The sequence below is a fragment of the Nesterenkonia massiliensis genome (genome assembly GCF_000455245.1).
GTDB lineage: Bacteria > Actinomycetota > Actinomycetes > Actinomycetales > Micrococcaceae > Nesterenkonia > Nesterenkonia rhizosphaerae.
On record NZ_HG005171.1, the window covers coordinates 60,954 to 83,613 of the forward strand.

The window sequence follows — 22,660 nt, forward strand, 5'->3', positions numbered from 1 at the left end:
GTAGTCGACTCGACTCATGCCTTGGGTCATCTCGGGTGTTGTCATGATTGGCCCTCCTTCGTTTGTAGTTTCGAGCGTCATCCCGAGGTCGAACTCTATGTACCGATCCCAACGCGATGACTGGCTGGGCCTACCCTGAAGTAGTGGACATCTGAGATAGGTAGCAGCCTCCGCTGTTGCCAGAGAGGTGTCACGATGGAAACCATGAATAGGAAGCGTCGGAGCTTCACTCCGGAGTACAAGAAGGAAGCAGCTCGGCTGGTGATCGATACCGAGCGCACGATCAAGGCTGTAGCCGATGAGATCGGGGTCAAGCCTCAGACTCTGGGCCGGTGGGTCGAGGCCGAACGGCAGGCCACCCAGCCTGCTAAGCGCCGCACCGTCGAGGAGCTGGAGGCAGAGAACGCCAGGCTGGCACGGGAGCTCTACGAGGCTAAGAAGGACAACGAGTTCCTGGGAAAAGCCGCGAGCTTCTTCGCGCAGAAGCGTCAGGATCGGAACGGTTTGAACTGATGCACGCGGAGAAGCACAACCACCAGATCATCCGCATGGCCCGGCTGCTGGGCGTCTCAGCCTCGGGGTACTACGCCTGGGTCGCCCGGGGTGCTCAGCCGGCTGGTCCGCGTATGCAGCGTCAGCGTGTGATCGATGAGAAGGTCCGGAAGGTTCACGCTGACTCTGATGATGTCTACGGCGCCCCACGGGTTACCGCCCAGCTGGACCGGGAAGGAGTGAAGGTGAACAAGAAGACGGTGGCTGCCTCGATGCGCCGCCAGGGGCTGGAGGGCATCAGCCCGGCGATGTTCACCCCGGTGACCACCATCGCCGGAGTCAAGCCCCACCGGCTTCCTGACCGGGTCAAGCGCACCTGGGACCAAGGTGCCCCGGATAAGGTCTGGATCAGTGATGTGACCTACCTGCGAACCGGTGAGGGATGGCTGTATCTGTGCCTGGTCACCGATGCTCACACCCGTAGGGTGCTGGGGTGGGCGATGTCCACGGTGCAGAACTCCGAGCTGATCGAGTCCGCGCTGCGCCGAGCCTGCCTTGTCAGACAGAATCACAAGCCCGAAGGTGTGGTCTTCCACGCCGACCGGGGTACCCAGTACACCTCGGAGGACACCCACAAGGTCTGTAAGACCCTGGGCATCGAGCAGTCGGTAGGCCGGACTGGGATCTGTTTTGATAATGCGATGGCCGAGTCGGTGTTTTCGAAGCTGAAGACCGAGTTCTACGACCGCCGGACCTGGGCCACCCGAGCCCAGGCCCGCACAGGGGTCGCCTATTGGATCGAGAAGGTCTACAACCGCCGCAGGCTGCATTCGGCGATCGGGATGCTCCCACCGGTGGAATACGAAGAATCCCTCCGCAGAGACCGGCGGCCGGGTAAATCAGAACAGCTTCCGGCAGCCGCCTGAGGAACTAAGACCGTGTCCACGACTTGCGGGCAAGGCCATGGCTTTGATGTTCCTCCACCTTTATAGCTCAGTGTTATAGAGTCGATCCATGTCCGTCTCACTAACCAAGATAAATGGAGACCAGTCTCTACCCAGGGCGGCTACCCGCGTATTGATGGGTGTCGCACTCGTTGGGGCTGGCGTGGCCCACATGACCGTTGCCAGGGACGAGTTCCAAGCGCAGGTACCCGAGTTTGTTCCCTTGTCGAAGGACGCGACAGTACTGCTCTCTGGTGTCGCAGAGATCGGGCTCGGGACAGCACTGATAATTCCCGGTGAGCGGAAGCGGACTGTGGGTCTGGCTACGGCCGGCTTCTTCACTGCGATCTTCCCCGGCAACGTGGCCCAGTGGTATCACCAGCGTGACGGGTTCGGGCTGGACACCGACCAGAAGCGTGCAGTGCGGCTGGTGTTCCAGCCTGTCCTGATCGCAGGTGTCCTGTGGGCGACTCGCGATCGACGCTCCTGAAACGACCCTCCTCCAGGGCATATAAAAGGACCGCCGTAGCGGTCCTGAGTGCGCTGGTGGTATGCAGATTCTGATGATTGTGCGCCGTGTGGTCCGGCTCGTATTCCGACTCGTGCGGCAGAATCGCCGTGGTGGCGGCCCTCGCGGCTAAATCGGCCGCTTGGTGTCCTGCCAAGCGGTCACAGGTGGATCTCCTCGCTGTACCCAATCGAGTAGTCCTTGCGGATCGTGTTCCCGCCGTGGACTTCGGTCACGTGCTCCTCAATACGCAGTGTGTCGATCACGGCTTGGGCTAGGTCATGCTCGGTTGCGCCCATAGTTCCTCCAGTGCGCGCCTTGACCTCTTCCTTGATCGCCTCTGCGATCCGGTCTCTTAGCTCGTCCATTATTCGCCCTCCTCGATCCGGTCGGCGCGGCTAGTGAGGATGATCTTGTCCGCCCTCGTGGTGCCTCACTGTCAAGTCCCCGGGAAGTGATCCCCCGTGCCTCATGTAAAAGTCCCCGCGAAACAGGTCCGGGTCAGCCGTAGAGTTTGATCCAATCGGCCTCGGGCATTGCCCGAGCGGCTTGGTCCTCGAGCTCCCGCTCCAGGCGCCGAGTCGGGATCGCGGCCAAGGCGATCAGCCGTTGCTGGATCGTGTCGATCTCAGCGGCGATCTCAACGACGTTCAGCGAGGCCTTGTAGGTGGCCAGCTCCTGCTGTTGGGCTGGGTTGAGGACTCCGGCATCGAATAGCCGCTGGTAGGGGGTGCGGGGTTTGTCGTAGACCCGGCGACGACGCCCGATGGCATCGGCGGTGTAGCCGGTGGGCTTGGTGGTGGGGGTGAAGTAGTTCAGCCGGTCACAGACCAGGTCCCAGAGTCTGTTAAGTAGTTCGCGTTGGATCGCGGTGTCGTAGCGGTAGTAGAACCCGTAGCGGCGGACCAGGTGGTTGTTCTTCGACTCGATGGTGGCCTGATCGTTCTTCTGATACGGCCGGGACCGGGTGTAGAAGATCTTCCGCTCAGCGGACCAACCCAACACCTGGTGGTTGATGAACTCGCTGCCGTTGTCGGAGTCGATGCCGGTGACCATAAACGGCACCGTGGTGATGAACTCCTCAAAGGCGGCGACGATGTTGACCATCGCGTTATTGCGGATCGCGCGGGTGAAGACCCACCCGGTATGCATATCGGTGAAGTTCACCGTCCGGGCGAACTCACCCTTCAAGGTCGGCCCGCAGTGGGCCACGGTGTCGACTTCGAAGAACCCTGGTTCGGCTTCGATTTCATCGCCTGCTTTGCGCACACTGATGGAGTTGCGCAGCAGTTTGCCCGGTTTGGTGGCCGACTTCCCTCGGATAGGGTCCCTGGCCTTCGCTGGTGCCAGGTACCGATCGATGGTGGCTGCGCTCATGGCCAGCAGTTCAGTCCGGACCTGCCGGCTATAGCGGTCTTGGCCAGGAACCAGGGCCCCGGCGGCTTCCATCGCCTGGATCCAGTCAGCCATTGAGGCGGCGAGGTATTTGCCGCAGATACCCCCGGCGGTGGCCCACACGTGCTGTAAGACTTTGATCGCGTCGTAGGAGTACTTCCGGCCCCGGCTCTTGCGCCGATCGATCACTGCCACAGTGGCGGTAGCGCGTCCTCTCGGCTGGGTCAGCCGGCGTCGTAGCTGCTGGCGGGCATGATCCCGGTTCCAGCCGGTGACCTCGACCAGTTGGTCCAGAATCTTCGACTTGTCCTTCTTCGAAGCGGCCTCGTAGGCGGCAGCGTATTTCTTGGTGATCTCGACCCTGGTGGCCAACGAGACATCCTTATCCGGCATACCCCATCGTCGCCGAACCCCACCCCGTCCTTTGCCGGGGACTTTTCTATGAGGCACGACCCCTGGCTACGCGGGGACTTTCTCTGAGTCTCGTCGGCCCTGTGACATGAGGACGATGGGCCGATACAGTTGGGGGTGGCGGCTGACTCTACGGCTTCCGCCGCCTCTCTCAGAGCCCGCACGGCACCGCGCTTCTCAGCGGCGGCAATCTCAGCGGCGTACCAGCGGTCGAAGGCGCGACCATTGGTGACGTGGTGTGGTGTGATCGGATCGTGATATTCGGCCTCGGGGTCGTATCTGTAGCCGTCACGGACCTGCTCTGTGGTCGGCGTGAACTCACCGCTCATCGCCTGTTCCTTCGTGGTCGTCCACCAGGTGAGCGGCTGGGGGTGTCATGCCGCTGAGGTCGCACCCGCAAGAGGGTTTGCTCCGGTAAGGGTTGCGCGGGTAGCCGATCTGCACGTAGATTCCTGCCGCTTCAGCGTCGTCCTGCCTCCAGCGATACTCCTGCTCGGCGGACCGACCCTCGTCCCACGCCTGAGCCTTGACCTTGCGGATCTCAGCGGCGAGCCACCGGTCGAGCTCTGCGCCCTTCTCGCTGACCGTGCCGATCTGCGGCGGTTGCTCTCGGGTGTAATGCTCCCTCGCAGCCTCTGTACTCGGCGTGTACTCACTACTCATCGTCTGTCTCCTCCAGGTGCCGATTCAGGCAGTCATAGCTACAGAAGTCGTCAGGACCTTCCGTCACGGGTCGCCCCGTGATCAGGGTGCCGCAGTAGTCACACTCCAGCTCACTGCTCATCGCATGCTCACCCCGCAGTAGCCGCACGCCTGACCACCGTTGGTGAGCCAGGCCCACTCGATGTGTGGATCAACAATGCGGCAGTGACGCTCTTCGGTCCGTTATCCCAGACGCCCCTGGAGGATTTCCGGCGCGTATTGGATGTCAACATCATGGGTTATGTCCACGACGCCAGAGCGGCACTGAAGCACTTCCGGCGCCGAGACCACGGTGTGCTCATCAATATCTCCTCGGTTGTGGGTGAGGTGGCCCAGCCCTTCACCGCCGCCTACTCCCTCTCCAAAGCCGGCATCAACGCCCTCTCGGTGAGTATTCGCTCAGAGCTGGCGCGGGAGAAGCGCGACGACGTCCACGTGGTCTCGGTGCTGCCGGCCACCGTTGACACGCCGTTCTTCGGCGAAGCCGCCAACTACACCGGACGCAAGGTCCTGGCGATGCCTCCTGTCTACTCACCCCAGCGAGTGGCAGACACTGTCCTGAAGGCAGCCAAGAAGCCCCGGCACGAGGTTCCGGTGGGCCCCGGTGCCAAGCAGCTGGTGATGCAGCACCGTGCCACCCCGGCTGCTGTGGAGAACTTCATGGCGGTCCAGGTGGATAAGAAGCACCTTTCTCGCAAAGAACCGGCAGGAGCCAACAGCGGCAACCTGTACCGCTCAGCTCCACGGGAACTGGCCACCATTCAGGACGGCTGGGGTGGCCGTTCACGGCAGCCTGGCCGCCGAGTTCTCACAGGTGCGGCCCTGACTGCGGGCGCCGTCGTGGCTCTTCCAGTGGCGATTGCTGCGGGCAAGGCCGTGGTTGCTGTAGCTGCGGCCAAGACCAGTAAGAATGCTGCTGGCCGGGCACGCGCCTATGCCGCAACGAAGATCAGGGGCCGCTGAGCAGCGTGAGTCTATGGCTGGTGCCAGCAGGCTCAAGGACTAACCCAGGCGGCCTCCAGAGGCTTCCAAATAACACGCGGCACAGAGGGATTCGTACCAGACCTGGTCGCCGTCGATAGCTACTTGTTCTCCGTCGAAGACAATCTGTTCACCTTGTCTGCGAGTGTTGAACACCGCCTTGCGTCCGCAGCGGCAGATGGTTTTCAGCTCCTCCAACGAATGGGCTAGGTCCATCAGGCGCGCGGAACCGGGGAAGGCTCGGGTGCGGAAGTCAGTGCGGATACCGTAGGCCAGCACCGGCACTCCATCAAGCACCGCGATCCGCAACAGGTCATCAACCTGCTCCGGTGTCAGGAACTGCGCCTCGTCCACCAGCAGGCAGGACACCGGCTTGGCATGGAGTTCCTCCCCGGAACTGCCCATGGCCTCCAGCAGGGTACCGGGCTCGGACCCGGCGGCATGCTGGCTGAAGAGTTCCCGGAAACCGTCCTGGGGGCCCACCAGGAAGTCCACCTGCCGGGTGACCCCCAACCGAGAGACGATCTGGTCATCGCCTTTGCTGTCAACCTTCGGCTTCGCCAGAAGAACGCGCTGGCCGCGCTCCTCGTAATTGAAGGCGGCCTGCAGCAGCCCAGTGGATTTACCGGAGTTCATTGCTCCGTAGCGGAAGTAGAGCTTGGCCACGTGGGTACTGGTCAGCGAAACTTGGCGATCTCCTCAGCGGCCTGCGGGTCGCAGTCGTTGAGGAACTTCTGGATACGGACCACCTCGTCGGTTTCGCCAATAGCGGCCGCCGCCTGTCCCAGTGCAGCCAGGGCCCGCAGGAATCCACGGTTAGGCTCGTAGCTCCACGGCACCGGGCCGGATCCGCGCCAGCCGGCCTTGCGCAGGGAGTCCAACCCGCGGTGGTAGCCCACACGCGCGTAGGCGTAGCCCTCCACGGTGTAGCCCTGATCCAGAGCGTCCTCCCCCAGCAGTGCCCACACCAGCGATGAGGTGGGGTGCTCGGCAGCCAGATCTACCGGTTCCTCACCGGCAGCCAGAGACTCAGTCACCTCCGGCTCAGCAGGCAGCAGAGTGGGTTCGGGCTCCATCAGGTTACGACCAAGAATGCTCATGCGCCTAAGCCTAAACCGTCCTATGCCCCCTGCAGCAGTACGTGACGGTGAATGCCACAATCTGCTCCCGGCCTCTCGATACGTCGGGCCTTTCGTACAGGATGCTCAGCGCGCCGCGGTGGCCTCAGCGCGGGCCTCGGTGAGGTTCACTCCACCCTGCCCAGAGCCGTCGTCGTGGCCCCCTGGACCGCCCGTGTCCTTTCTCCCCCGGCCACCGAAGCCGCGGCGCTTCTGCCGCACTGTGGCCCCATGGATGACCCGGTGACGGACAAATCCGGATACCTGGTCCACCACCATGGTGATGGCAATAATGACGAACAGTGTGATGCCGATGGCTTCCCAGTCGTAGGGGCGCTGCCCGAACAGACCGTTGGGCGGGCTGATCAGGCGACCGATACCACCGGCGCCGAGCGCACCCAGGATGGCGGAGGCACGGATGTTGACCTCGAAGCGGTAGAGCCAGATGGCGATCACCTCAGGCATCACCTGCGGCAGCACCGCCCAGCGGATCATCTGCACGTGGGTGGCGCCGGAGGCTCGCGATGCTTCCAACGGCCCCGGGTCCACGCCTTCGATCGCTTCGGAGATCAGCTTCGAGAGCGTACCGATGGAGCTGATGCCCAGCGCGAAGGCACCGGCCATGGCACCACCCATATGAGCTGGTCCCACACCCAGCAGCGGGATGAAGATCGCGACGGCGAACACGAGCTCCGGCACTGCGCGGATGATCGAGAGGATGAAGCGCATGGGGATGTAGATCGCCAGCGGCGTCATGTTCCGGGCCGCGAGGATGCCGCAGGGCAGTGAGAAGAGCGCGCCCACGATGGTGCCGATCCAGGCGATCGCCACCGACTCCAGCATCGCGTCGAAGGCCGAAGACCAGGCATCACGCGCCTCTTCGTCCGGAATCTGCGCCACTCCGGCCACCATCTGCGTGGTGTAGTCCCAGATCCGCGCCGGCATGTCCAGCAGGGCACTCAGGGTCATGCCCGTACCAGCGGCGGAGGACACAAAGACCACGCCCACGAAGATGAGCGCCATGTTGTAGAGGAACTTGCTGGGCTTCACCGGACGCATATCCAACCGGTCCGGCGCGTAGCCTTCCCGACCCTGCGCTACTCGCTGCGTCTCGGCGCGGCGCTGCTTAGTAGTACCCAGATACGCCAGACCAAAGATGGCAAGACCACACGCGACGACGGCGGCGCCGGCGGCACTGCCCAGCATCGCCCGGCGGAAAACATCCGAAGATTCAGCTGCCGGTACGTAGCTCAGCAGGAAGGAGCCGGCTGCCAGCAGCACAGATCCTGCCAGGGCTGCTGCAATTTTGTATCCGTAGGTCACAGCAGCTTCCTCCGAATCCACATGGACAGCAGGTCAACAAGCAGGACCACCAGGACCAGCGCCCACAGGATGGCGCCGACATTTTCATAGCCCTGTGACATACGTCCGATCTGACGGCTGAGCTCGCCACCGATACCGGCCACGCCCACAACACCCAGGGCCGCGGAGGCACGGATATTCAGTTCAAAGACGTAGAGGCTGTAGGAGACAAAGCTCGGCATGACCGCTGGCAGGACTGCCACACGGTCGCGCTGGACCAGGTTGGCCCCGGCGGCGTCGGCTGCTTCCAACGGACCGAGCGCGACGGCGTCCACCGACTCGCCCAGCAGTTTGGCCACAATGCCGATGTTGAACATGATCAACGCCAGCACCGCAGCCAGGGCTCCGAGTCCGTAGGCGGTACCGCCGATGAATGCGGCAAAGAGCAGCGCCCAGCCCACATCCGGAATGGAGCGGACCACGGAGTTGATGGCCTTGACCGTCTGGCTGGTGGCCTTATTCGGGCTGGACACCGGTGAGGCCAGCATGGCCAGCAGCAGGCCGATGAAGCAGCCGATGAGCGTAGCCACCACGGCCATGCAGAGGGTGATCAGCCATTCTCCCCAGATGGGGCGTGAGGTGCCGGCAACATTGGAGAAGAGCAGGTAGCTCCAGTCCGGGTTGAGGTAGCCCAGTAGCTGGTCACGGGTATTGCCCGTGGTCAGGCGCTGCGGAACCTCCACGATCCGGTCCAGGAAGTGGATGCTGGCACCGGCCCAGTAGCTCATGATCACTACGGCCAGTGCACCGAAAGCCGCCATGGCTCCGGTGCGGGTGAGCCAGCAGAGGACCAGCACCGCAAGCATCACGGCGAAGCCGATAAGCGGCCATTGCGGTGCCCATAGCGTGGTGAAACCCAGCGGAATGAAGAGCACCGAGGTGTCTTCTCTTGTCCACCAGAAGAAAGCAAAGGCGGCGACGGCCACCAGGGCCAGCAGCAGATAGGACTGCAGCGGGGGCCGCGGACGCTCAGGCCGCTGCACAGCAGCCGGCGCCCCCGCGGAGGTGCTTGGCTCGACGACGGCGGTCACCTCAGGGCTTCCCGCCTGTTTCGCCACCAGCGGCGGGATCCGCTGTTGCCGCATGGAGGTCATCGTCTGCGGCCGGGGCCAGCTCATCTAGCTTCACCGGCACTTCGACTGCCGCGACGTCCTCGGCGGTCAGCGAGCGCTGGTAGACCTCTTCGATGACCGAATCGGTAGCTTCGGCGGTGGGGCCGTCGAAGACCACTTCGCCCCCGCGCATACCGATGATCCGGTCGGCGTAGTCCCGGGCCAGGTCCAGATGGTGCATATTCACGATGCAGGTGATGCCGAGATCCTGCTGGATTCGGCGTAGGTCCCCGAGAACCTGGCGGGCAGTCGGCGGATCCAGCGAGGCTACCGGCTCATCCGCCAGGATCACCTCGGGGTCCTGAGCGAGCACACGGGCGATGGCCACACGCTGCTGCTGGCCGCCCGAGAGCGCGGAGGCCCGGTTGTAAGCTTTGTCCACAATGCCCACTCGTTCCAGGGACTGGAAGGCGATCTCTTTGTCTTCGGCACCGTACCAGCCGATGAGGGAACGCCAGGTGGGGGTCGCGGCGGAGCGACCGATGAGCACGTTATTGAGAACGCTGATGCGGCCGACGTTGTTGAACTGCTGGAAGATCATGCCGACCCGGGCACGCAGCTGACGCAGCTTGGACTTATTGCGCGGGTCCACCACGGTGTCACCCACGGTCAGGGTGCCGCCGGTGTAGGGAACCAGCCCATTGACAGCACGGATCAGCGTGGATTTGCCGGCACCGGAGAGACCGATGATGGCCACGAACTCGCCCTGCTTGATATCCAGGTTGACGCTGCTGAGGCCTTTGAACCCGTTGGGGTAGACCACATCGACGTTCTCAAACGTAATCATGATGAAAGTCCTGCATTACTCCCAGGTGCGGACCGTGAGCGTTGTGCCACGATCCGCACCTGCGAGTATGTCAGGCGATTCCTCTCAAAAGGTGAGCTGCTAAAAGCTCAGGTTCACTGATCGCCGAAGTTGACGTAGACCTGGCGAGCCACGTCCAGCGCCTCTTCGTCAGCAGGAGCCAGGCCGTTGATCTCGTAGACATCATAGAGCGGGTCGCCCTCGTCGAGGTCGCCGGACTCAGCGAAGCTCAGGAAGGCGTCGGTGATGACCTGCAGCTCATCCTCGTTGAATTCTGGCGATGCCACGATTCCGTCATTCGGGATGGGGCCGGCCCAGGCGAACACCACGAGCTTCTCGCCCACATCGGGGTTCTCCTCAGCGATGTTGGAGCGAGCGTCATCGAAGGAGGTGCCGATGGTGAAGTCACCGTTGTACACAGCCTGCACGGAGGCGTCGTGGCCGCCGGCGAACTCGGCGTCGACCTCCACGCCGAGCTCGTTGAGCTGGGTCTGCGGGAAGTAGAAGCCGGATGCCGAGCCCTCATCCACGTAGGCCACTGCAGTGCCGTCCTCGATCAGCTCCAGGGCGTCCTGGCCGACCGGTCCGTAGTCGGCGAATTCGCCGCTCTCTTCATCGTAGATACCGTTGCAGAAGGAGTAACCCTCTTCGTTCTGGACAACCTCATCCAGGCAGTAGGTGTCAGGGTCATTGGTGAACCACTGAGTCACATAGGTATCAGAGCCGTAGCGGATGGACTGCAGGATCGGAGTGCCGCCAACCTCGTCCTCAGCCTGGATCATGCCGATCGGGCCGGACATCAGCAGCTGCACGTCACCGGACTGCATGCCCTGGATGACGGTCTGGTAAGAATCAGCGAAGAAGATCTCCACGTCGAAGCCGCCCAGAGCCTCGGAGAGCTGCTCGGCCAGAGCCTTGGCGTTGTCCTCCTCGGCCTCAGTGGCGGAGTCAGTGGCAGGCACCAGGCCGATGGTGATGGAGTCCACCGAAGTGATGTCTGCAGTATCACCGGCAGGGGTCTCTGTGGCCTCGGTCTCCTCGGCGTCGTTGCCGGTGACGTCTCCCTCATCGCCGGCACAGCCGGCGAGAGTCAGGGACAGAACGCCAGCCAGCGCGAAGGCGGACTTGGTCTTCATACGCATATGGGAACTTCCTTAAGTTCTATCAAGATGCAAGGTGCAGGTGCGGTGCCGAGGACCGGATTCTTGCCGAAACCTCTCATCGGCGAGGCCCGCAGCTGAAGCAGCGGGCTCCATGTCAGCCTAGGACGCACTAAACCTGGCCACAAGCTGGGAAGCCCTAGTTCACCAGATATTTACTTAACGTTCCGCTGCCGGTGATGGGCTGGTGCCCTCTGCGCCACCACTCCTTGGCACAGGGCGCTCTCATCATTCCGCTGAGGACTGTGCCCAGGCCCGCATCGCCGAGGCAGCGGCCTCGAAGGTGGAAACCCTGTGTGTGGGCGCCCCCAGCCCGGTGCCAAATCGGTCAATGAGCACGGTGGTCCCACCCAGTTCATCAACATAGGCCAGATCATTGAGCCAGATATCCCCCACCGAGAGAATGTCCCGGCCAGCCACCGGATGCGCAGTTCCAGCGCAGGCCTGCTCAACCGCGGCAGGCATACCGAAGGGCTTGCCCGCACCGTTGATCACCGTGTCAAAGGCACCTTCCAGACCCAGTACCTGAAGCCAGGGCTCGAAGCCCTCGGCCGGTGAGTTGGAAATAAGAACGACGACGGCGGACTCGCGAAGCTCTTGGAGTAACTGATGCACGCCTTCAGGGGCGTGCACATCTGAATGCGCCAACCCCTGGCTGATCAGCCGACGACGGGCCGCACGGAATGCCAGTCCAGTTTCGGCCGCGCTCAGACCTGCTTGCTGGGCCAGCAGCTGTACCAGCTGGTAGCCATCCTGCAGCGGCCAGGAGACGGGGTGTGGTTTCGCGGTGTCCTGCGCAGCAGTCTCCTGGGCCGCCGCCCGGTCAGCGAGCACCGCCAGCGGCACTCCGGCGTCGTCGTAGGCGATCTCCGGTACCAACAGCTGGTTGCTGACGAAGGCTTCTGCGGTGATGTCCCGGACCGAGCGCCGCAGCTGCCGGCCTAGACCCCGTTCCGCCAGCATGGCATCGGCCTCAGCAGCATAGGCCAGCACCGGGTCATCGCCGTGGCAGAGGGTTCCGTCGAAGTCGAGGATCAGCAGTTTGGTGCGTGTCACGTCAGCCTTTCGCAACATGTATTAGGGCATTAGGGAGCCGAGACAGAAGAATCCCACCGATTGTGACCGTCAGCTCCCTGTGATGGGGTTCTGGTGCGACAACCGATGGGATTCTCTGTGGTGCGGCGAAATGAGCCGAGAGTATCAGCCGATGGACTTGCCGGCGCTGCCCAGCTGCTGGGCGGCTTCGACAATGCGAGCGGCCATGTTCTCCTCGGCCTTGGCGCCCCAGACGCGCGGGTCGTAGGTCTTCTTATTGCCGACCTCGCCGTCGACCTTCAGCACGCCGTCATAGTTCTTCAGCATGTGATCTGCCACCGGGCGGGTGAAGGCGTACTGGGTGTCGGTGTCGATGTTCATCTTGATAACACCGAAGCTCACAGCATCGGCGATCTCCTGCTCAGTAGAGCCGGAGCCACCGTGGAAGACCAGATCGAAGGGGTTCTCCTTGCCGAACTTCTGGGCGGTCTGCTCCTGGATGTCCTTCAGGATCTCCGGGCGCAGCTTCACGTTGCCGGGCTTGTAGACCCCGTGCACGTTGCCGAAGGTCAACGCGGTGATGTAGCGACCCTTGTCGCCAGTGCCCAGTGCCTCAAGGGTGGCGACGGCGTCCTCCACAGTGGTGTAGAGCTTCTCATTGATCTCGTTCTCCACACCGTCCTCTTCACCGCCGACGGTGCCGATCTCCACTTCGAGGATCTGCTTGGCAGCCGCAGTGCGCTCAAGCAGCTCAGCGGCGATCCGCAGATTCTCCTCCAGGGTCTCTGCGGAGCCGTCCCACATATGGGAGTTGAAGATGGGGTCCCGGCCAGCCTTCACCTCAGCCTCGGAGGCCTCCAGCAGCGGCAGCACGAAACCGTCCAGCTTGTCCTTGGGGCAGTGATCGGTGTGCAGGGCGATATTCACGCCGTAGTTCTTGGCGACCTCCTTGGCGAAGGCGGCGAAGCCCAGCGAACCAGCCACCATGTCCTTGATAGAGGGGCCGGACCAGTAGGCGGCACCGCCGGTGGAGACCTGAATGATGCCGTCTGACTCAGCCTCGGCGAAGCCGCGGATGGCGGCGTTGAGCGTCTGGGAGCTGGTGACGTTCACCGCCGGGAAGGCGTAGCCGCCAGCCTTGGCGGCATCGATCATCTCGTTGTACTTATCCGGTGTTGCAATGGCCACGGAAGAACTCCATTCGGTTGTCCACGTCGGTAGGTGCAGCCTCGTTGATGCGGTTCTGGCCCCATCCTATCCATGGGCGCCATGGAGCACGAGAACCAGCAGGACTGAAGTGACTACGGCCTAGGAGCATAATGTTCAGCTGGTGAAATGCGGTTGATCGGCAAGACGCTCCTCCTTCAGCCGGGGCACTACCATCACCGGCCCCTTGGCGCTGAGCAGCACACCGCGGGACACTGATCCCATCAGCAGAGTTCCGACGCTGCGTCGGCCGTGCGTTCCCACCACTGTCAGCTGCGCCGATGTTGATGCCCTGGTCAGCACGGTGACCGGGTCCCCGATCTCCACGCTGGTGATGATGTCCAGTTCCGGGAGATGGCCCCGGAGCCAGGTGGCTTCTGCTTCGAGAGCATTCTCCAGCTCGCGCTGGCGACGCTGGGTATACACCGCATGAGTGGGCGCCAGCTCTGGATACCAGACCAGCGCGCCCTCCACCGGGGGCAGTGCCATCACCATGTGCAGAGATACCGAACGTGCTGCGGCAACATCAGCAGCGTGGAGGGCGGCCACCCGGCTATAGGCCGAGCCTTCCACGCCGACCAGCACCGGCTTGCTGGACTCAAGGGGGGCGAAAGGGTCCGCGGCGTCGTCGTTCTCCATACGGTATCCGCGCGGGACGATCACTGTGGGGCACTTCGCGTGAGAGGGCAGAGCCGTGGCCACTGAGCCCAGCACCCGCCCGAGGAACCCTCCGCGGCCCCGGGCACCGACCACTGCTAACTGGGCGGAGCCGGAGAGATCCACCAATACACCTGCGGCATCGCCTTTGGCTGAGCGGTAGGAGACCTCGCCAGGATAATCCTTGAGGTATCCACGGGCCTCTTCCAGCACGCTCTCGGCCACCTCCTGCTTGAGCTTCTCCTCCGAGAACTCCGGAACCCCGACCAGCCGGGCATGAGCCATGGCGCCGATGGTGAAGGCGGTGACCACTGTCAGCCGCGTCCCGCGCCGGCGGGCAGCGCGAGCTGCGTAGTGAAGGGCGAGCACTGAGTGCTCGGAGCCGTCGAAGCCGATGAGGACCCCGAGGTCTCTGCTGCGGGCTTCGAAGGGAATGCTGCCGGTGTGCTGAACGCCGTGTTCCATGACTGCCCTTACCCAGGGGTCTGCGAGGCGACCGACGACGACGGCGACCCCCGTGATAGAGAACCGTTGCCGTCGCCTTCTATTCTACCCGCAGTTTTCTACAGGCTGTAGAAAACTTTGGTGATTGGCACCCACCCCAAGGAAGGAGCACGTTACGCCGTCCTAGGGTTCCACCACGCCCTGCTGCTCGGCCGACTCCTCGCCACCGTCACCTGCAGCACGCACGGCACGGACGACGACGTCGTGAAGCGCTATCTGACGCCCGTCAGACGTCTCGATAGTTCGCCTGGAATTCTCTGCCCTGATGACCTCCCAGCCCTGGAGGCGGGCCACCACGTCCCTGACTGTCACACTGGCTGCTGCAGGAGGTGCGCCTCCCCCAACGTGCCCCTGCAGATGACCTTGCGGGTCGTGACCGAAGGCATCGCGACCTTCGACAGCGAGATTCTGGGCACAGTGTCTGTCGGGTTCAGGTCCAGCGTGCCCTACCACGAAGAGTGTCCCGCCTGGTCGCACCCAGTGAGCGATGCGCTCGTAGAGATCTAGCTGCGGGATCACAGAGTGTGCGTAGCTGGTCACACTAGATCAAAGCTCCACTGCGGCTGCCAGGTAGTGACATCCTGCTGTATCCATCTCAGACGGTCCTGCAACCCTGATTGACGAGTCTGGGTTCGAGCACGGCTCAGGGCGGCGGAGGAGATGTCAAGGCCGGTGACCTCAAAATCGTGACTCATACGTCCATCATCCGAACCCGAGTCTCAGCTAGGCACACACTTTGCAGAAGAGGCAAATCTTGCGACAGGAGTCCGGCGGTCGCCGTGCAGAATCCAAAGATTCGCCCTCAGGAACCCTACGGTTGTAAATGCTAACGTGTGGGAAAGTCGACACAGCAAAGGACTGTTATGGCCCTCATCGCCGTTACTGGTGCCACCGGATATATCGGAGGCCGCCTAGTGCCGCAGTTGCTCGCAGCAGGGCACCGAGTACGGGTCCTTTCCAGGCGCGCAGAGGCTCTGCGGGATGTGCCATGGAGGAACGACGTAGAGGTTCTGGAAGGTGACCTCAGCGACCTAGAGACTGCTATGCGGCTGTGCGCTGGTGCCCAATCGCTGTATTTCCTAGTGCACTCGATGAGCGGGGGCAAGAATTTCGAGTCGGTAGATGAACGCTGTGCTAGGGCCGTGGCGGACGCCGCCTCGAACCAGGGAATAGAAAGACTGATCTACCTCTCGGGCTTGCATCCTGAGGGTACTCTCAGCCCGCATTTGAGCTCACGGGTGCGAGTAGGGGAGATATTGGAAAGCAGCGGGGTGCCCACCTTAACGCTCCAGGCGGGGTTGGTGATCGGATCCGGATCGGCAAGCTTCGAGATGATTCGTCATCTCACCGACATCCTCCCGCTGATGCCCGCGCCGCGTTGGGTCAATAACGACATACAGCCGATCGCGGTGCGAGATGCGCTGCACTATCTGGCCGGGGCAGCCGAACTGCCACTGAGCACAAGCATGCGCTGCGATATTGGCGGCCCCCAGGTGCACTCATACGCACAGCTGATGAAGATCTACGCACGCGTGGCGGGTTTGCGTGAACCGCGCGTACTGGCCTTGCCCGTATTAAGCCCATGGCTGGCTGCACAGTGGGTCAACCTTGTCACCCCCATCCCGCGCAGCCTCGCGGTGCCCCTGGTGGAGTCCCTGCAGCACGATTGCGTGGTGAAGGAGCGCACGATCGACTCCCTTATTCCCCCGCCAGAAGGCGGTTTGACCGATTATGCACGAGCGGTCAGCCTTGCTCTGGCAAAAATCTCCGCTGATGCGGTGGAGACAACATGGGCCGCCGCACACCCGCTTCAGGTCCCTTCCGAGCCACTGCCCAGTGATCCTGATTGGTCAGGACGAACGATTCTCGTCGATGAGCGCAGCAGAGTTTCCGCTGCTAAACCGGGCGCAGTCTTTTCTGTCATAGAAGGCATAGGGGGAGAACGCGGCTACTTCTCCCTTTCCCGCGCATGGCGACTTCGCGGCCTAGCCGACAAGGTTTTCGGCGGAGTCGGCATGGGAAGAGGCCGGCGTCAACGCGACTCCTTGGCCCTCGGCGACACACTGGACTGGTGGCGGGTTGAAGAGCTCCATCCTGATCGCCTTCTCCGCTTGCGCGCGGAAATGAAAGTACCAGGACAGGCCTGGTTAGAGTTCAAAGTAGAGCCAGAAGCAGACGGATCCAGGTACACCCAGCGAGCAATTTTTTTCCCCTCCGGACTCAACGGCCGGCTGTACTGGTTAGCACTGGCACCCTTTCACGCAGTCATCTTCCGGCAGATGGCCGCGCGTGTGACGAGCGCTGCTGAACAGACTCGACAAGATGTAGCCGCAGATGGTTCGATGTTCTAATAGTAAGAAAAGTGAGATATCGAGGGGTCTGATGGTTGACACACAATTGCGGGTCGTCCTCCTTGACGAGGAGGGACGGCCTGCTGGAACAGTCCTGAAGAAGGACGTCCACAGCAAACAGACTCCCCTGCATCTGGCCTTCTCTTGTCATGTCCTTGATACCGAGGGACAGGTTCTTGTCTCACGTCGCTCATTGCAGAAACTCACCTGGCCCGGAGTCTGGACCAATTCCTTCTGCGGTCACCCCCAGCCCGGAGAATCGATGGAAGCCGCAATACGGCGGCATGCGCATACTGAACTGGGGCTGAGGCTGAAAGACATCCAGGTCCAGCTGCCAGATTTCCGTTACCGGGCCACAGACGCCTGCGGCATCGTGGAGAACGAGATCTGCCCGGTATTCATCGCCCAGGCGGATGGCGCCCCGAGCCCGAATCCAGCCGAAGTGGCCGAACTTCGATGGAGCGCCCCCCAGCAGGTCGGTGGAGCACTGCGACAGACCCCGTGGGCATTCTCCCCATGGCTGGTGGAGCAGGCACAGCTGATGAAGCTCTACCAGCCACCTACATCTGAAGAAAGCGTTGCAGGATAACGATGAATCCGCCACAGCCTTCTTCAGATCTTGACCTCTACTCCCGTACAGCTGCCGAAGCCGCCTCCCGGGTCATCCGGGAATACTCCACCTCTTTTCAGCTGGCCACGCGTCTGCTGCCGGGTCAGCAGCGTGCCGATATCTGCACTGTGTATGCCTTGGTGCGCGTGGCCGATGAGATCGTGGACGGAACTGCTGAAGAAGCGGGTCTGGGCCCTGACTCCAGGCGCAGTGTGCTCGACGCTTTGGAGCAGGAAACCCTTACCGCCCTGAGCAGCGGGTTCAGCGCGAATCTGATTGTTCACGCTTTCGCTACCACGGCTCGTCGCACCGGTATCGAGATTCCGCTGATCACCGCATTCTTCACCTCAATGCGCCGGGACCTGGACCCGGTGACGTCGCTAAGTGAAGAACAATACCGCAGCTACGTCCACGGCTCGGCCGAAGCAGTAGGCCTGATGTGCCTGCGTGTATTCCTCCAGGAGCAGCACACAACTCAGGAGGATCTGGCCGAGCTGGAGAACGGAGCACGTCGGCTGGGCGCAGCCTTCCAGAAGATCAATTTTCTGCGCGATATTGCTGAGGATGCCGAGCACCTCGGCCGATGCTATTTCCCCGGGGCTTCTCGCGGAGAGCTCAGTGAGCAGCGCAAGACCGCGATCGTGGCCGATGTTGATGCCGACCTGCATGCGGCATGGAAGGTGATCCCGCAGCTCCCGCTACCTGCCCGACGGCCTACCGCGCTGGCTGCAGCGCTCTTCGGCGAGCTCAATGAGCGACTGCGTCGCACGCCGGCTCAACAGCTGCTTGAACAGCGAGTCTCGGTTCCGTCCTGGGTCAAAATACGGCTGCTTGCCAGTACTGTGCTGTCCGTGCAGTCTGGAGCTGCGCGGTGAGGCGCGGTCAGGCAAGGCGGGGAGCACGCGGCGCGCAGGACGCAGTGGTCATCGGCGGCGGTTTCGCGGGCCTGGCGACTGCCGCGCTGCTGGCGCGTGAGGGCCATCGGGTCACGCTGCTGGAGGCCCAACCCAGTCTCGGCGGACGCGCCGGTGAGTGGAAGCAGGACGGTTTCCGCTTCGAAACTGGCCCATCCTGGTTTCTGATGCCTGAGGTCTTTGACCATTTCTTCGCGCTATGCGGCACCAGCACCGCAGAACAACTGGACCTGGTCCGCCTGGACCCGGCTTACCGGGTGTTCTTCGAGGAAGCCACCGAGCCCTTCGAGCTGCCCGCCACGGGTGCCGCCGCTGCTCTCACTGCCCTCAGCGGTGACCCGCATGGACTTGAGAAGTACCTGTCCTCGGCGGAGGAGACGTATCAGCTGGCCGTACAGAAGCTGCTGTATTCCACGTATTCCTCCACGCGATCGTTCCTCGAGCCGGAGTTGCTGACCCGGCTCCCCAAGCTGCTGCGCTTGCTCGGCGAGCCGTTGGACCGCTTCATCGCCCGCCATACGTCCGATGAAAGGCTCCAGCAGATTCTGGGCTATCCAGCGGTTTTCCTCGGCACTTCTCCCCGTGATGCGCCGAGCTTGTATCACCTGATGAGCCACCTGGATATCAACCAGGGCGTGCTGTATCCCAAAGGCGGCTTCAGCGCCGTGGTCAATGCCGTGGAGCGCATTGCGCTGCGCGAAGGCGTGGAGATCCGCACCAACTGCCAGGCCCGGCACATCACCGGCGCACGTGGCCGCGCCACCGGGGTGCATTTCACTGACGAGCACGGTCAGCGCCAATTCCTCCAGGCATCTGTGGTGGTCTCCACCGCAGATATGCACACCACAGAGACCCAGTTACTCGCCCCGGATCACCGCAGCCTGAAACCTCGCCTCTGGGGTCGCCGGGACCCTGGCCCCAGTGCGGTGCTGGGGCTGCTGGGGGTCTCCGGTGAGCTTCCGCAGCTGGCTCACCATTCGCTGCTGTTCACCCGGGACTGGCAGCGTGGATTTGATGAGATCAGCGGCAAACGGCCCGACGGCGGGGCGCCGCGCTCAGTGTATGTCTGCCGCCCCAGCGCCACTGACGCGGTGGCCCCGGAAGGCAGCGAGAACCTCTTTGTCCTCATACCGGTGCGAGCTGATCCCACCCTGGGCCATGGCGGAACTGAGGGCAATGGAGACCCCGGTGTGGAGCTGGTGCTTGATGAGGCCATCGAGCAGATTTCCCAGTGGGCGGGGATACCGGATCTGGCTCAGCGGGTCACCGTGCGGCGCAGCATCGGCCCTGCAGATTTTGCGCAGGACTTCGGGGCATTCAAAGGGGGCGCCCTGGGGCCGGCGCATACTCTGCGCCAAAGCGCGTTTATGCGTGGACCGATCAGCTCATCGAAGCTGGCCGGGCTGTTCTACGCCGGTGCCACCACGATGCCGGGAATCGGGGTGCCTATGTGCCTAATCAGCGCCGAGCTGGTGCTGAAGTCGCTGCGCTCGGACTCCACTGCCGGCCCGCTGGAGGCCCCCATTGCCCGCTGAGCTGACGGACTTCTTCTACTTGGCTGCGCTTCTGGGATCCAGTGGGTGCATGCTGCTGCTGGACTGGCGGTACCGACTCTTCCTGTTCCGGCAACCACTACGGGCCCTGCTGGTGCTGGCCCTAGGGACCGCGTTCTTCCTGCTGTGGGATGTGGCAGGAATTGCGCTGGGCATTTTCCTGCATGGGCCCGGCCCTTATATGACCGGCATCATGCTCGGGCCCGAGTTGCCTCTTGAGGAGCTGTTCTTCCTGCTGTTCCTGTGCCACCTGACCATGGTGTTGGTGTTGGGAGCCCAGCGGCTTCTGGAAAGCAGGCAGCAGCGATGACATACCTTGTTATCTCCGCCGTATTCCTCGGTGCCGCCGTGGTCGTCGCGCTGTGTGCGGCGGTGCTGCTGCATCGTTCCGGCAGGCCCGCCCCCTTCAACTGGCTGGCGCTGATAGCCGCAGGCGTGCTGCTGCTGATCCTGACGGCGATCTTCGACAATCTGATGATTGCGGTTGGTCTGTTCAGCTATGCCGAGGAACAGATCTCCGGCATTCGATTGGGTCTGGCGCCGCTGGAGGACTTCAGCTATCCACTGGCGGCGATCATCCTGCTGCCAGCCCTGTGGATACTCTTGTCCCGAGTCGGTGGAGGAAGGAGGCAGGATGATCACTGAGCTGCTCCGCTCATCCAGGCCGTTGAGCTGGATCAACACGGCTTATCCCTTTGCCGCCGCGTATCTGCTGGGCGGCGGCACCATCGACCTCATCCTTATTGTGGGCACGCTGTTCTTCCTGGTTCCATACAACCTGGCGCTCTACGGGATCAACGATGTTTTCGACTATGCCTCCGACGTCGCGAATCCGCGCAAAGGAGGCGCCGAAGGGGCGTTGCTGGCCCCGAGGCTGCATACCCCCATGCTCATGCTCTCGGCGCTGATCTGCCTGCCCTTCATAGTTTTTCTGGCGATACAGGGTACCGGGCTGTCCTTAGCAGTGCTGGCCGTGAGCATCTTCGCTCTGGTGGCCTACTCTGCGCCTCCGCTGCGCTTCAAAGAGGTCCCGGTGCTGGATTCGCTGACCTCGAGCCTGCACTTTGTTACCCCAGCCGCGTATGCGCTGACCTTAGTTGATACACCCTTAAGCGCCACCGTGGTCTGCGCTCTGACTGCATTCCTGCTTTGGGGTATGGCCAGCCATGCTTTTGGGGCGGTGCAGGACATCATCCCGGACCGGGAGGCGGCTATCAGCTCTGTGGCCACCGCGCTTGGAGCTCGCGCCACAGTACGGCTGACTCTGGCGCTGTGGTCAGCTTCAGGTCTGGTGATGCTCGGCACCGGCTGGCCCTGGGCCCTGGCGGGCTTGCTGGCGCTGCCCTATGTGGCCGCAGCTGCCCCGTATCAAGATCTCGACGACGCCGCATCCGGCCGCGCCCACGGCGGCTGGCGGCACTTCCTGTGGCTGAACTATGCCGCCGGCGCAGCACTGACCATGCTGCTGATCTGGGGCAGCGGAGTCATCGGATGAGGCCTGGCAGATGAGACTGTGGTCCTTGCACCCTTCGCTGCTGGACCGGCAGGGATTGGTGGCCGGTTGGCGTGAAGCGCTGCTCGCCCAAGCAGTGCTCAATGGTCGCACCCGTGGTTACACCCGGCACCCGCAGCTGCAGCGGTTCAGGGAGTCAGCGGACCCGGCGGGCGCCGTCGCGGACTATCTCCATGGGCTGTATGAGGAGGCTGTGGTGCGGGGATACCGTTTTGATGCCTCCAGGATCTCCGTGCAGGACACCACCACAGGCACTGCCGGGAACCGAACACTGACCGTCACCACCGGCCAGCTGCAGTTCGAGTGGGAGCATCTCCAACGCAAGCTCGCTCTGCGCAGCCCTGAGCGGCACCGCACTGGCCCGGTGCCGGATCCAGTGCCTGTGCATCCCCTCTTCCGAGTGGTTCCAGGGCCGGTGGCCGACTGGGAACGCCCATAGGCAACCAGCGCCGGCGGCTGATGTACCGGGGCAGCAATAATGAGCTTCGAGCTCCCGTATCGGCTGGTCTGAAGTGATTCAGCAGAGAAGGAAGGCCCGAGATGGACGAGATGACCCACGAGCGGGTTCGCGACCTAGTGGCCTCAGTACCTGCCGGATGGGTCGCCACCTATGGTGATATCGCCGCCCTGGCGGGGCTGTCTACGCCCCGACTGGTGGGGCGAGTACTGAAAGAGGACGGCCATGACCTGCCCTGGCACAGGATAGTTCCCGCCACCGGCATCCCCGCACCCCATCTGCGCACCGAGCAGCTGGAACGGCTGAAGGCTGAAGGAGTACTGGCCGACGGCGCCCGCATCAGCCTGGCGCGCTACCGCTGGCAGGACCCGCAATAGTTCGCCGCAGGCTCAGTGCGCGATGGTGGCATGCTGACGAATCCAGGCGTGCATGGCAATACCTGCGGCCACGCCCGCGTTGATCGACCGGGTGGAACCGAACTGTGCAATGGAGAGGGTGTCCACGGCTGCCTGCCGCACCTCCTCGCTGAGCCCCGGTCCTTCCTGGCCGAAAACCAGCACGCAGCGGCGCGGCAGGTCATAGGTCTCGATCGGCACTGAGTCCGGGAAGAGGTCCACACCCAGGATCGGCACCCCGGCGTCGTCGGCCCAGGCGACGAACTCCTGCACTGACCCGTGATGCCGCACATGCTGGTAGCGGTCGGTGACCATGGCTCCCCGACGGTTCCAGCGCTTCTTGCCGATGATGTGCACTTCTTTGGCCAGGAACGCGTTGGCGTTGCGCACCACAGTTCCGATATTGAAGTCGTGCTGCCAGTTCTCGATGGCCACGTGGAATTCATGCCGTTTAGCATCAAGGTGGGCAACAATC

Annotated in this window: 27 protein-coding genes; 12 read left to right on the forward strand and 15 right to left on the reverse strand. The window is 62.8% G+C overall.

The genetic code is table 11. The annotated features are described in order from the left end of the window. Positions 1–195: 195 nt before the first annotated feature. Together TX78_RS10440 and TX78_RS10445 are read left to right on the forward strand one after the other, a co-directional pair. A protein-coding gene (locus tag TX78_RS10440; protein WP_101750646.1) for an IS3 family transposase occupies positions 196–1,418 on the forward strand; the annotation gives its coding sequence in 2 pieces (ribosomal slippage) (positions 196–469 and positions 469–1,418; 1,224 coding nt in all). Positions 1,419–1,608: 190 nt separating this feature from the next. Continuing rightward, the gene (locus TX78_RS10445) at positions 1,609–1,926 is read left to right on the forward strand and encodes a DoxX family protein (RefSeq protein ID WP_324603321.1); all 318 of its coding nucleotides are present in this window, start codon (positions 1,609–1,611) and stop codon (positions 1,924–1,926) included. A 179-nt stretch (positions 1,927–2,105) separates the two neighbouring features. Here TX78_RS10445 and TX78_RS10450 read toward each other — a convergent pair whose 3' ends face one another. The 3 genes from TX78_RS10450 to TX78_RS10460 form a co-directional block, all read right to left on the reverse strand. After that, positions 2,106–2,312, reverse strand: a complete 207-nt coding sequence (locus TX78_RS10450; RefSeq protein ID WP_044496099.1) for a hypothetical protein — start codon at positions 2,310–2,312, stop codon at positions 2,106–2,108. Positions 2,313–2,445: 133 nt separating this feature from the next. Beyond that, on the reverse strand, positions 2,446–3,732 hold the full coding sequence (locus TX78_RS10455; RefSeq protein ID WP_049897818.1) for a DDE-type integrase/transposase/recombinase: 1,287 nt from the start codon (positions 3,730–3,732) through the stop codon (positions 2,446–2,448). A gap of 336 nt (positions 3,733–4,068) precedes the next feature. Next, positions 4,069–4,413 carry a hypothetical protein gene (locus TX78_RS10460; RefSeq protein WP_044496100.1) on the reverse strand — a complete coding sequence of 115 codons (345 nt, stop codon included), beginning with the start codon at positions 4,411–4,413 and terminating at the stop codon, positions 4,069–4,071. Between the two features lie 150 nt (positions 4,414–4,563). Between TX78_RS10460 and TX78_RS10465 the strand changes: the two genes are divergently transcribed. Continuing rightward, entirely contained in the window at positions 4,564–5,415 is an 852-nt protein-coding gene (locus TX78_RS10465; protein ID WP_081652754.1) for an SDR family NAD(P)-dependent oxidoreductase, read from the forward strand. A 39-nt stretch (positions 5,416–5,454) separates the two neighbouring features. On the opposite strand, the gene TX78_RS10470 is transcribed toward TX78_RS10465, so the two are convergent. The 11 genes from TX78_RS10470 to TX78_RS14645 all read right to left on the reverse strand — a co-directional run bounded on the left by TX78_RS10470 (position 5,455) and on the right by TX78_RS14645 (position 15,087). Continuing rightward, positions 5,455–6,099 (reverse strand): thymidine kinase, encoded by a 645-nt coding sequence (locus tag TX78_RS10470; protein WP_044496101.1) that lies wholly within the window; start codon positions 6,097–6,099, stop codon positions 5,455–5,457. 11 nt (positions 6,100–6,110) lie between these two features. Continuing rightward, complete coding sequence (locus TX78_RS10475) at positions 6,111–6,533, reverse strand: DUF3151 domain-containing protein (RefSeq protein WP_044496102.1); 423 nt, start codon at positions 6,531–6,533, stop codon at positions 6,111–6,113. A 105-nt stretch (positions 6,534–6,638) separates the two neighbouring features. Next, the gene (phnE, locus tag TX78_RS12790; RefSeq protein WP_049897821.1) at positions 6,639–7,874 is read right to left on the reverse strand and encodes a phosphonate ABC transporter, permease protein PhnE; all 1,236 of its coding nucleotides are present in this window, start codon (positions 7,872–7,874) and stop codon (positions 6,639–6,641) included. Beyond that, positions 7,871–8,998 (reverse strand): PhnE/PtxC family ABC transporter permease, encoded by a 1,128-nt coding sequence (locus tag TX78_RS12795; RefSeq protein ID WP_158644336.1) that lies wholly within the window; start codon positions 8,996–8,998, stop codon positions 7,871–7,873. The genes phnE and TX78_RS12795 overlap by 4 nt, the downstream gene beginning before the upstream one ends. Then, the gene (gene phnC, locus TX78_RS10490; protein WP_081652756.1) at positions 8,946–9,812 is read right to left on the reverse strand and encodes a phosphonate ABC transporter ATP-binding protein; all 867 of its coding nucleotides are present in this window, start codon (positions 9,810–9,812) and stop codon (positions 8,946–8,948) included. Before phnC ends, TX78_RS12795 begins: the two co-directional genes overlap by 53 nt. Positions 9,813–9,925: 113 nt before the next feature. Further along, a complete protein-coding gene (gene phnD, locus TX78_RS10495) occupies positions 9,926–10,972 on the reverse strand; it encodes a phosphate/phosphite/phosphonate ABC transporter substrate-binding protein (RefSeq protein WP_049897825.1) in 1,047 nt (348 codons plus the stop codon). 246 nt (positions 10,973–11,218) lie between these two features. Further along, the gene (locus tag TX78_RS12800; protein WP_049897826.1) at positions 11,219–12,046 is read right to left on the reverse strand and encodes an HAD family hydrolase; all 828 of its coding nucleotides are present in this window, start codon (positions 12,044–12,046) and stop codon (positions 11,219–11,221) included. A 144-nt stretch (positions 12,047–12,190) separates the two neighbouring features. Beyond that, positions 12,191–13,213: a class II fructose-bisphosphate aldolase gene (gene fbaA, locus TX78_RS10505; RefSeq protein ID WP_044496104.1), complete on the reverse strand. Its 1,023-nt coding sequence runs from the start codon at positions 13,211–13,213 to the stop codon at positions 12,191–12,193. Positions 13,214–13,348: 135 nt separating this feature from the next. Further along, on the reverse strand, positions 13,349–14,353 hold the full coding sequence (locus tag TX78_RS10510) for a universal stress protein (RefSeq protein ID WP_044496106.1): 1,005 nt from the start codon (positions 14,351–14,353) through the stop codon (positions 13,349–13,351). Positions 14,354–14,515: 162 nt separating this feature from the next. Next, positions 14,516–14,932 (reverse strand): hypothetical protein, encoded by a 417-nt coding sequence (locus TX78_RS10515; protein WP_049897827.1) that lies wholly within the window; start codon positions 14,930–14,932, stop codon positions 14,516–14,518. Beyond that, positions 14,929–15,087 carry an SAM-dependent methyltransferase gene (locus TX78_RS14645; RefSeq protein WP_081652757.1) on the reverse strand — a complete coding sequence of 53 codons (159 nt, stop codon included), beginning with the start codon at positions 15,085–15,087 and terminating at the stop codon, positions 14,929–14,931. The genes TX78_RS10515 and TX78_RS14645 overlap by 4 nt, the downstream gene beginning before the upstream one ends. A 168-nt stretch (positions 15,088–15,255) precedes the next feature. Between TX78_RS14645 and TX78_RS10520 the strand changes: the two genes are divergently transcribed. The 9 genes from TX78_RS10520 (at position 15,256) to TX78_RS10560 (ending at position 22,167) form a co-directional block, all read left to right on the forward strand. Beyond that, positions 15,256–16,743 (forward strand): SDR family oxidoreductase, encoded by a 1,488-nt coding sequence (locus TX78_RS10520; protein WP_044496107.1) that lies wholly within the window; start codon positions 15,256–15,258, stop codon positions 16,741–16,743. Between the two features lie 31 nt (positions 16,744–16,774). Then, the gene (gene idi / locus TX78_RS10525) at positions 16,775–17,332 is read left to right on the forward strand and encodes an isopentenyl-diphosphate Delta-isomerase (protein ID WP_044496109.1); all 558 of its coding nucleotides are present in this window, start codon (positions 16,775–16,777) and stop codon (positions 17,330–17,332) included. Positions 17,333–17,334: 2 nt separating this feature from the next. Beyond that, entirely contained in the window at positions 17,335–18,228 is an 894-nt protein-coding gene (locus tag TX78_RS10530) for a phytoene/squalene synthase family protein (protein WP_044496110.1), read from the forward strand. Further along, complete coding sequence (gene crtI / locus TX78_RS10535) at positions 18,225–19,802, forward strand: phytoene desaturase family protein (RefSeq protein ID WP_044496112.1); 1,578 nt, start codon at positions 18,225–18,227, stop codon at positions 19,800–19,802. Before TX78_RS10530 ends, crtI begins: the two co-directional genes overlap by 4 nt. Beyond that, complete coding sequence (locus TX78_RS10540) at positions 19,792–20,130, forward strand: lycopene cyclase domain-containing protein (RefSeq protein ID WP_267878928.1); 339 nt, start codon at positions 19,792–19,794, stop codon at positions 20,128–20,130. Before crtI ends, TX78_RS10540 begins: the two co-directional genes overlap by 11 nt. Then, the gene (locus tag TX78_RS10545) at positions 20,127–20,465 is read left to right on the forward strand and encodes a lycopene cyclase domain-containing protein (protein ID WP_044496113.1); all 339 of its coding nucleotides are present in this window, start codon (positions 20,127–20,129) and stop codon (positions 20,463–20,465) included. Before TX78_RS10540 ends, TX78_RS10545 begins: the two co-directional genes overlap by 4 nt. Continuing rightward, positions 20,455–21,315 (forward strand): prenyltransferase, encoded by an 861-nt coding sequence (locus TX78_RS10550; RefSeq protein WP_044496114.1) that lies wholly within the window; start codon positions 20,455–20,457, stop codon positions 21,313–21,315. Before TX78_RS10545 ends, TX78_RS10550 begins: the two co-directional genes overlap by 11 nt. A 10-nt stretch (positions 21,316–21,325) precedes the next feature. Next, the gene (locus TX78_RS10555; RefSeq protein ID WP_044496116.1) at positions 21,326–21,772 is read left to right on the forward strand and encodes a pyrimidine dimer DNA glycosylase/endonuclease V; all 447 of its coding nucleotides are present in this window, start codon (positions 21,326–21,328) and stop codon (positions 21,770–21,772) included. 101 nt (positions 21,773–21,873) lie between these two features. Then, entirely contained in the window at positions 21,874–22,167 is a 294-nt protein-coding gene (locus tag TX78_RS10560; RefSeq protein ID WP_044496117.1) for an MGMT family protein, read from the forward strand. A 12-nt stretch (positions 22,168–22,179) separates the two neighbouring features. Here TX78_RS10560 and TX78_RS10565 read toward each other — a convergent pair. Further along, on the reverse strand, positions 22,180–22,660 hold a 481-nt coding region (locus TX78_RS10565), incomplete at its 5' end, for a TrmH family RNA methyltransferase (RefSeq protein WP_044496118.1).

Coding starts and splice junctions, on each gene's coding strand:
- TX78_RS10520 (WP_044496107.1), top strand. CDS start 15,256: ATGGCCCTCATCGCCGTTACTGGTGCCACCGGATATATCGGAGGCCGC.
- TX78_RS10450 (WP_044496099.1), bottom strand. CDS start 2,312: ATGGACGAGCTAAGAGACCGGATCGCAGAGGCGATCAAGGAAGAGGTC.
- phnC (WP_081652756.1), bottom strand. CDS start 9,812: ATGATTACGTTTGAGAACGTCGATGTGGTCTACCCCAACGGGTTCAAA.
- TX78_RS10455 (WP_049897818.1), bottom strand. CDS start 3,732: ATGCCGGATAAGGATGTCTCGTTGGCCACCAGGGTCGAGATCACCAAG.
- TX78_RS10445 (WP_324603321.1), top strand. CDS start 1,609: ATGACCGTTGCCAGGGACGAGTTCCAAGCGCAGGTACCCGAGTTTGTT.
- TX78_RS14645 (WP_081652757.1), bottom strand. CDS start 15,087: ATGAGTCACGATTTTGAGGTCACCGGCCTTGACATCTCCTCCGCCGCC.
- phnD (WP_049897825.1), bottom strand. CDS start 10,972: ATGCGTATGAAGACCAAGTCCGCCTTCGCGCTGGCTGGCGTTCTGTCC.
- TX78_RS10460 (WP_044496100.1), bottom strand. CDS start 4,413: ATGAGTAGTGAGTACACGCCGAGTACAGAGGCTGCGAGGGAGCATTAC.
- TX78_RS10510 (WP_044496106.1), bottom strand. CDS start 14,353: ATGGAACACGGCGTTCAGCACACCGGCAGCATTCCCTTCGAAGCCCGC.
- TX78_RS12795 (WP_158644336.1), bottom strand. CDS start 8,998: ATGCGGCAACAGCGGATCCCGCCGCTGGTGGCGAAACAGGCGGGAAGC.
- idi (WP_044496109.1), top strand. CDS start 16,775: ATGGTTGACACACAATTGCGGGTCGTCCTCCTTGACGAGGAGGGACGG.
- TX78_RS10555 (WP_044496116.1), top strand. CDS start 21,326: ATGAGACTGTGGTCCTTGCACCCTTCGCTGCTGGACCGGCAGGGATTG.
- TX78_RS10560 (WP_044496117.1), top strand. CDS start 21,874: ATGGACGAGATGACCCACGAGCGGGTTCGCGACCTAGTGGCCTCAGTA.
- TX78_RS10545 (WP_044496113.1), top strand. CDS start 20,127: ATGACATACCTTGTTATCTCCGCCGTATTCCTCGGTGCCGCCGTGGTC.
- TX78_RS10530 (WP_044496110.1), top strand. CDS start 17,335: ATGAATCCGCCACAGCCTTCTTCAGATCTTGACCTCTACTCCCGTACA.
- TX78_RS10475 (WP_044496102.1), bottom strand. CDS start 6,533: ATGAGCATTCTTGGTCGTAACCTGATGGAGCCCGAACCCACTCTGCTG.
- TX78_RS10550 (WP_044496114.1), top strand. CDS start 20,455: ATGATCACTGAGCTGCTCCGCTCATCCAGGCCGTTGAGCTGGATCAAC.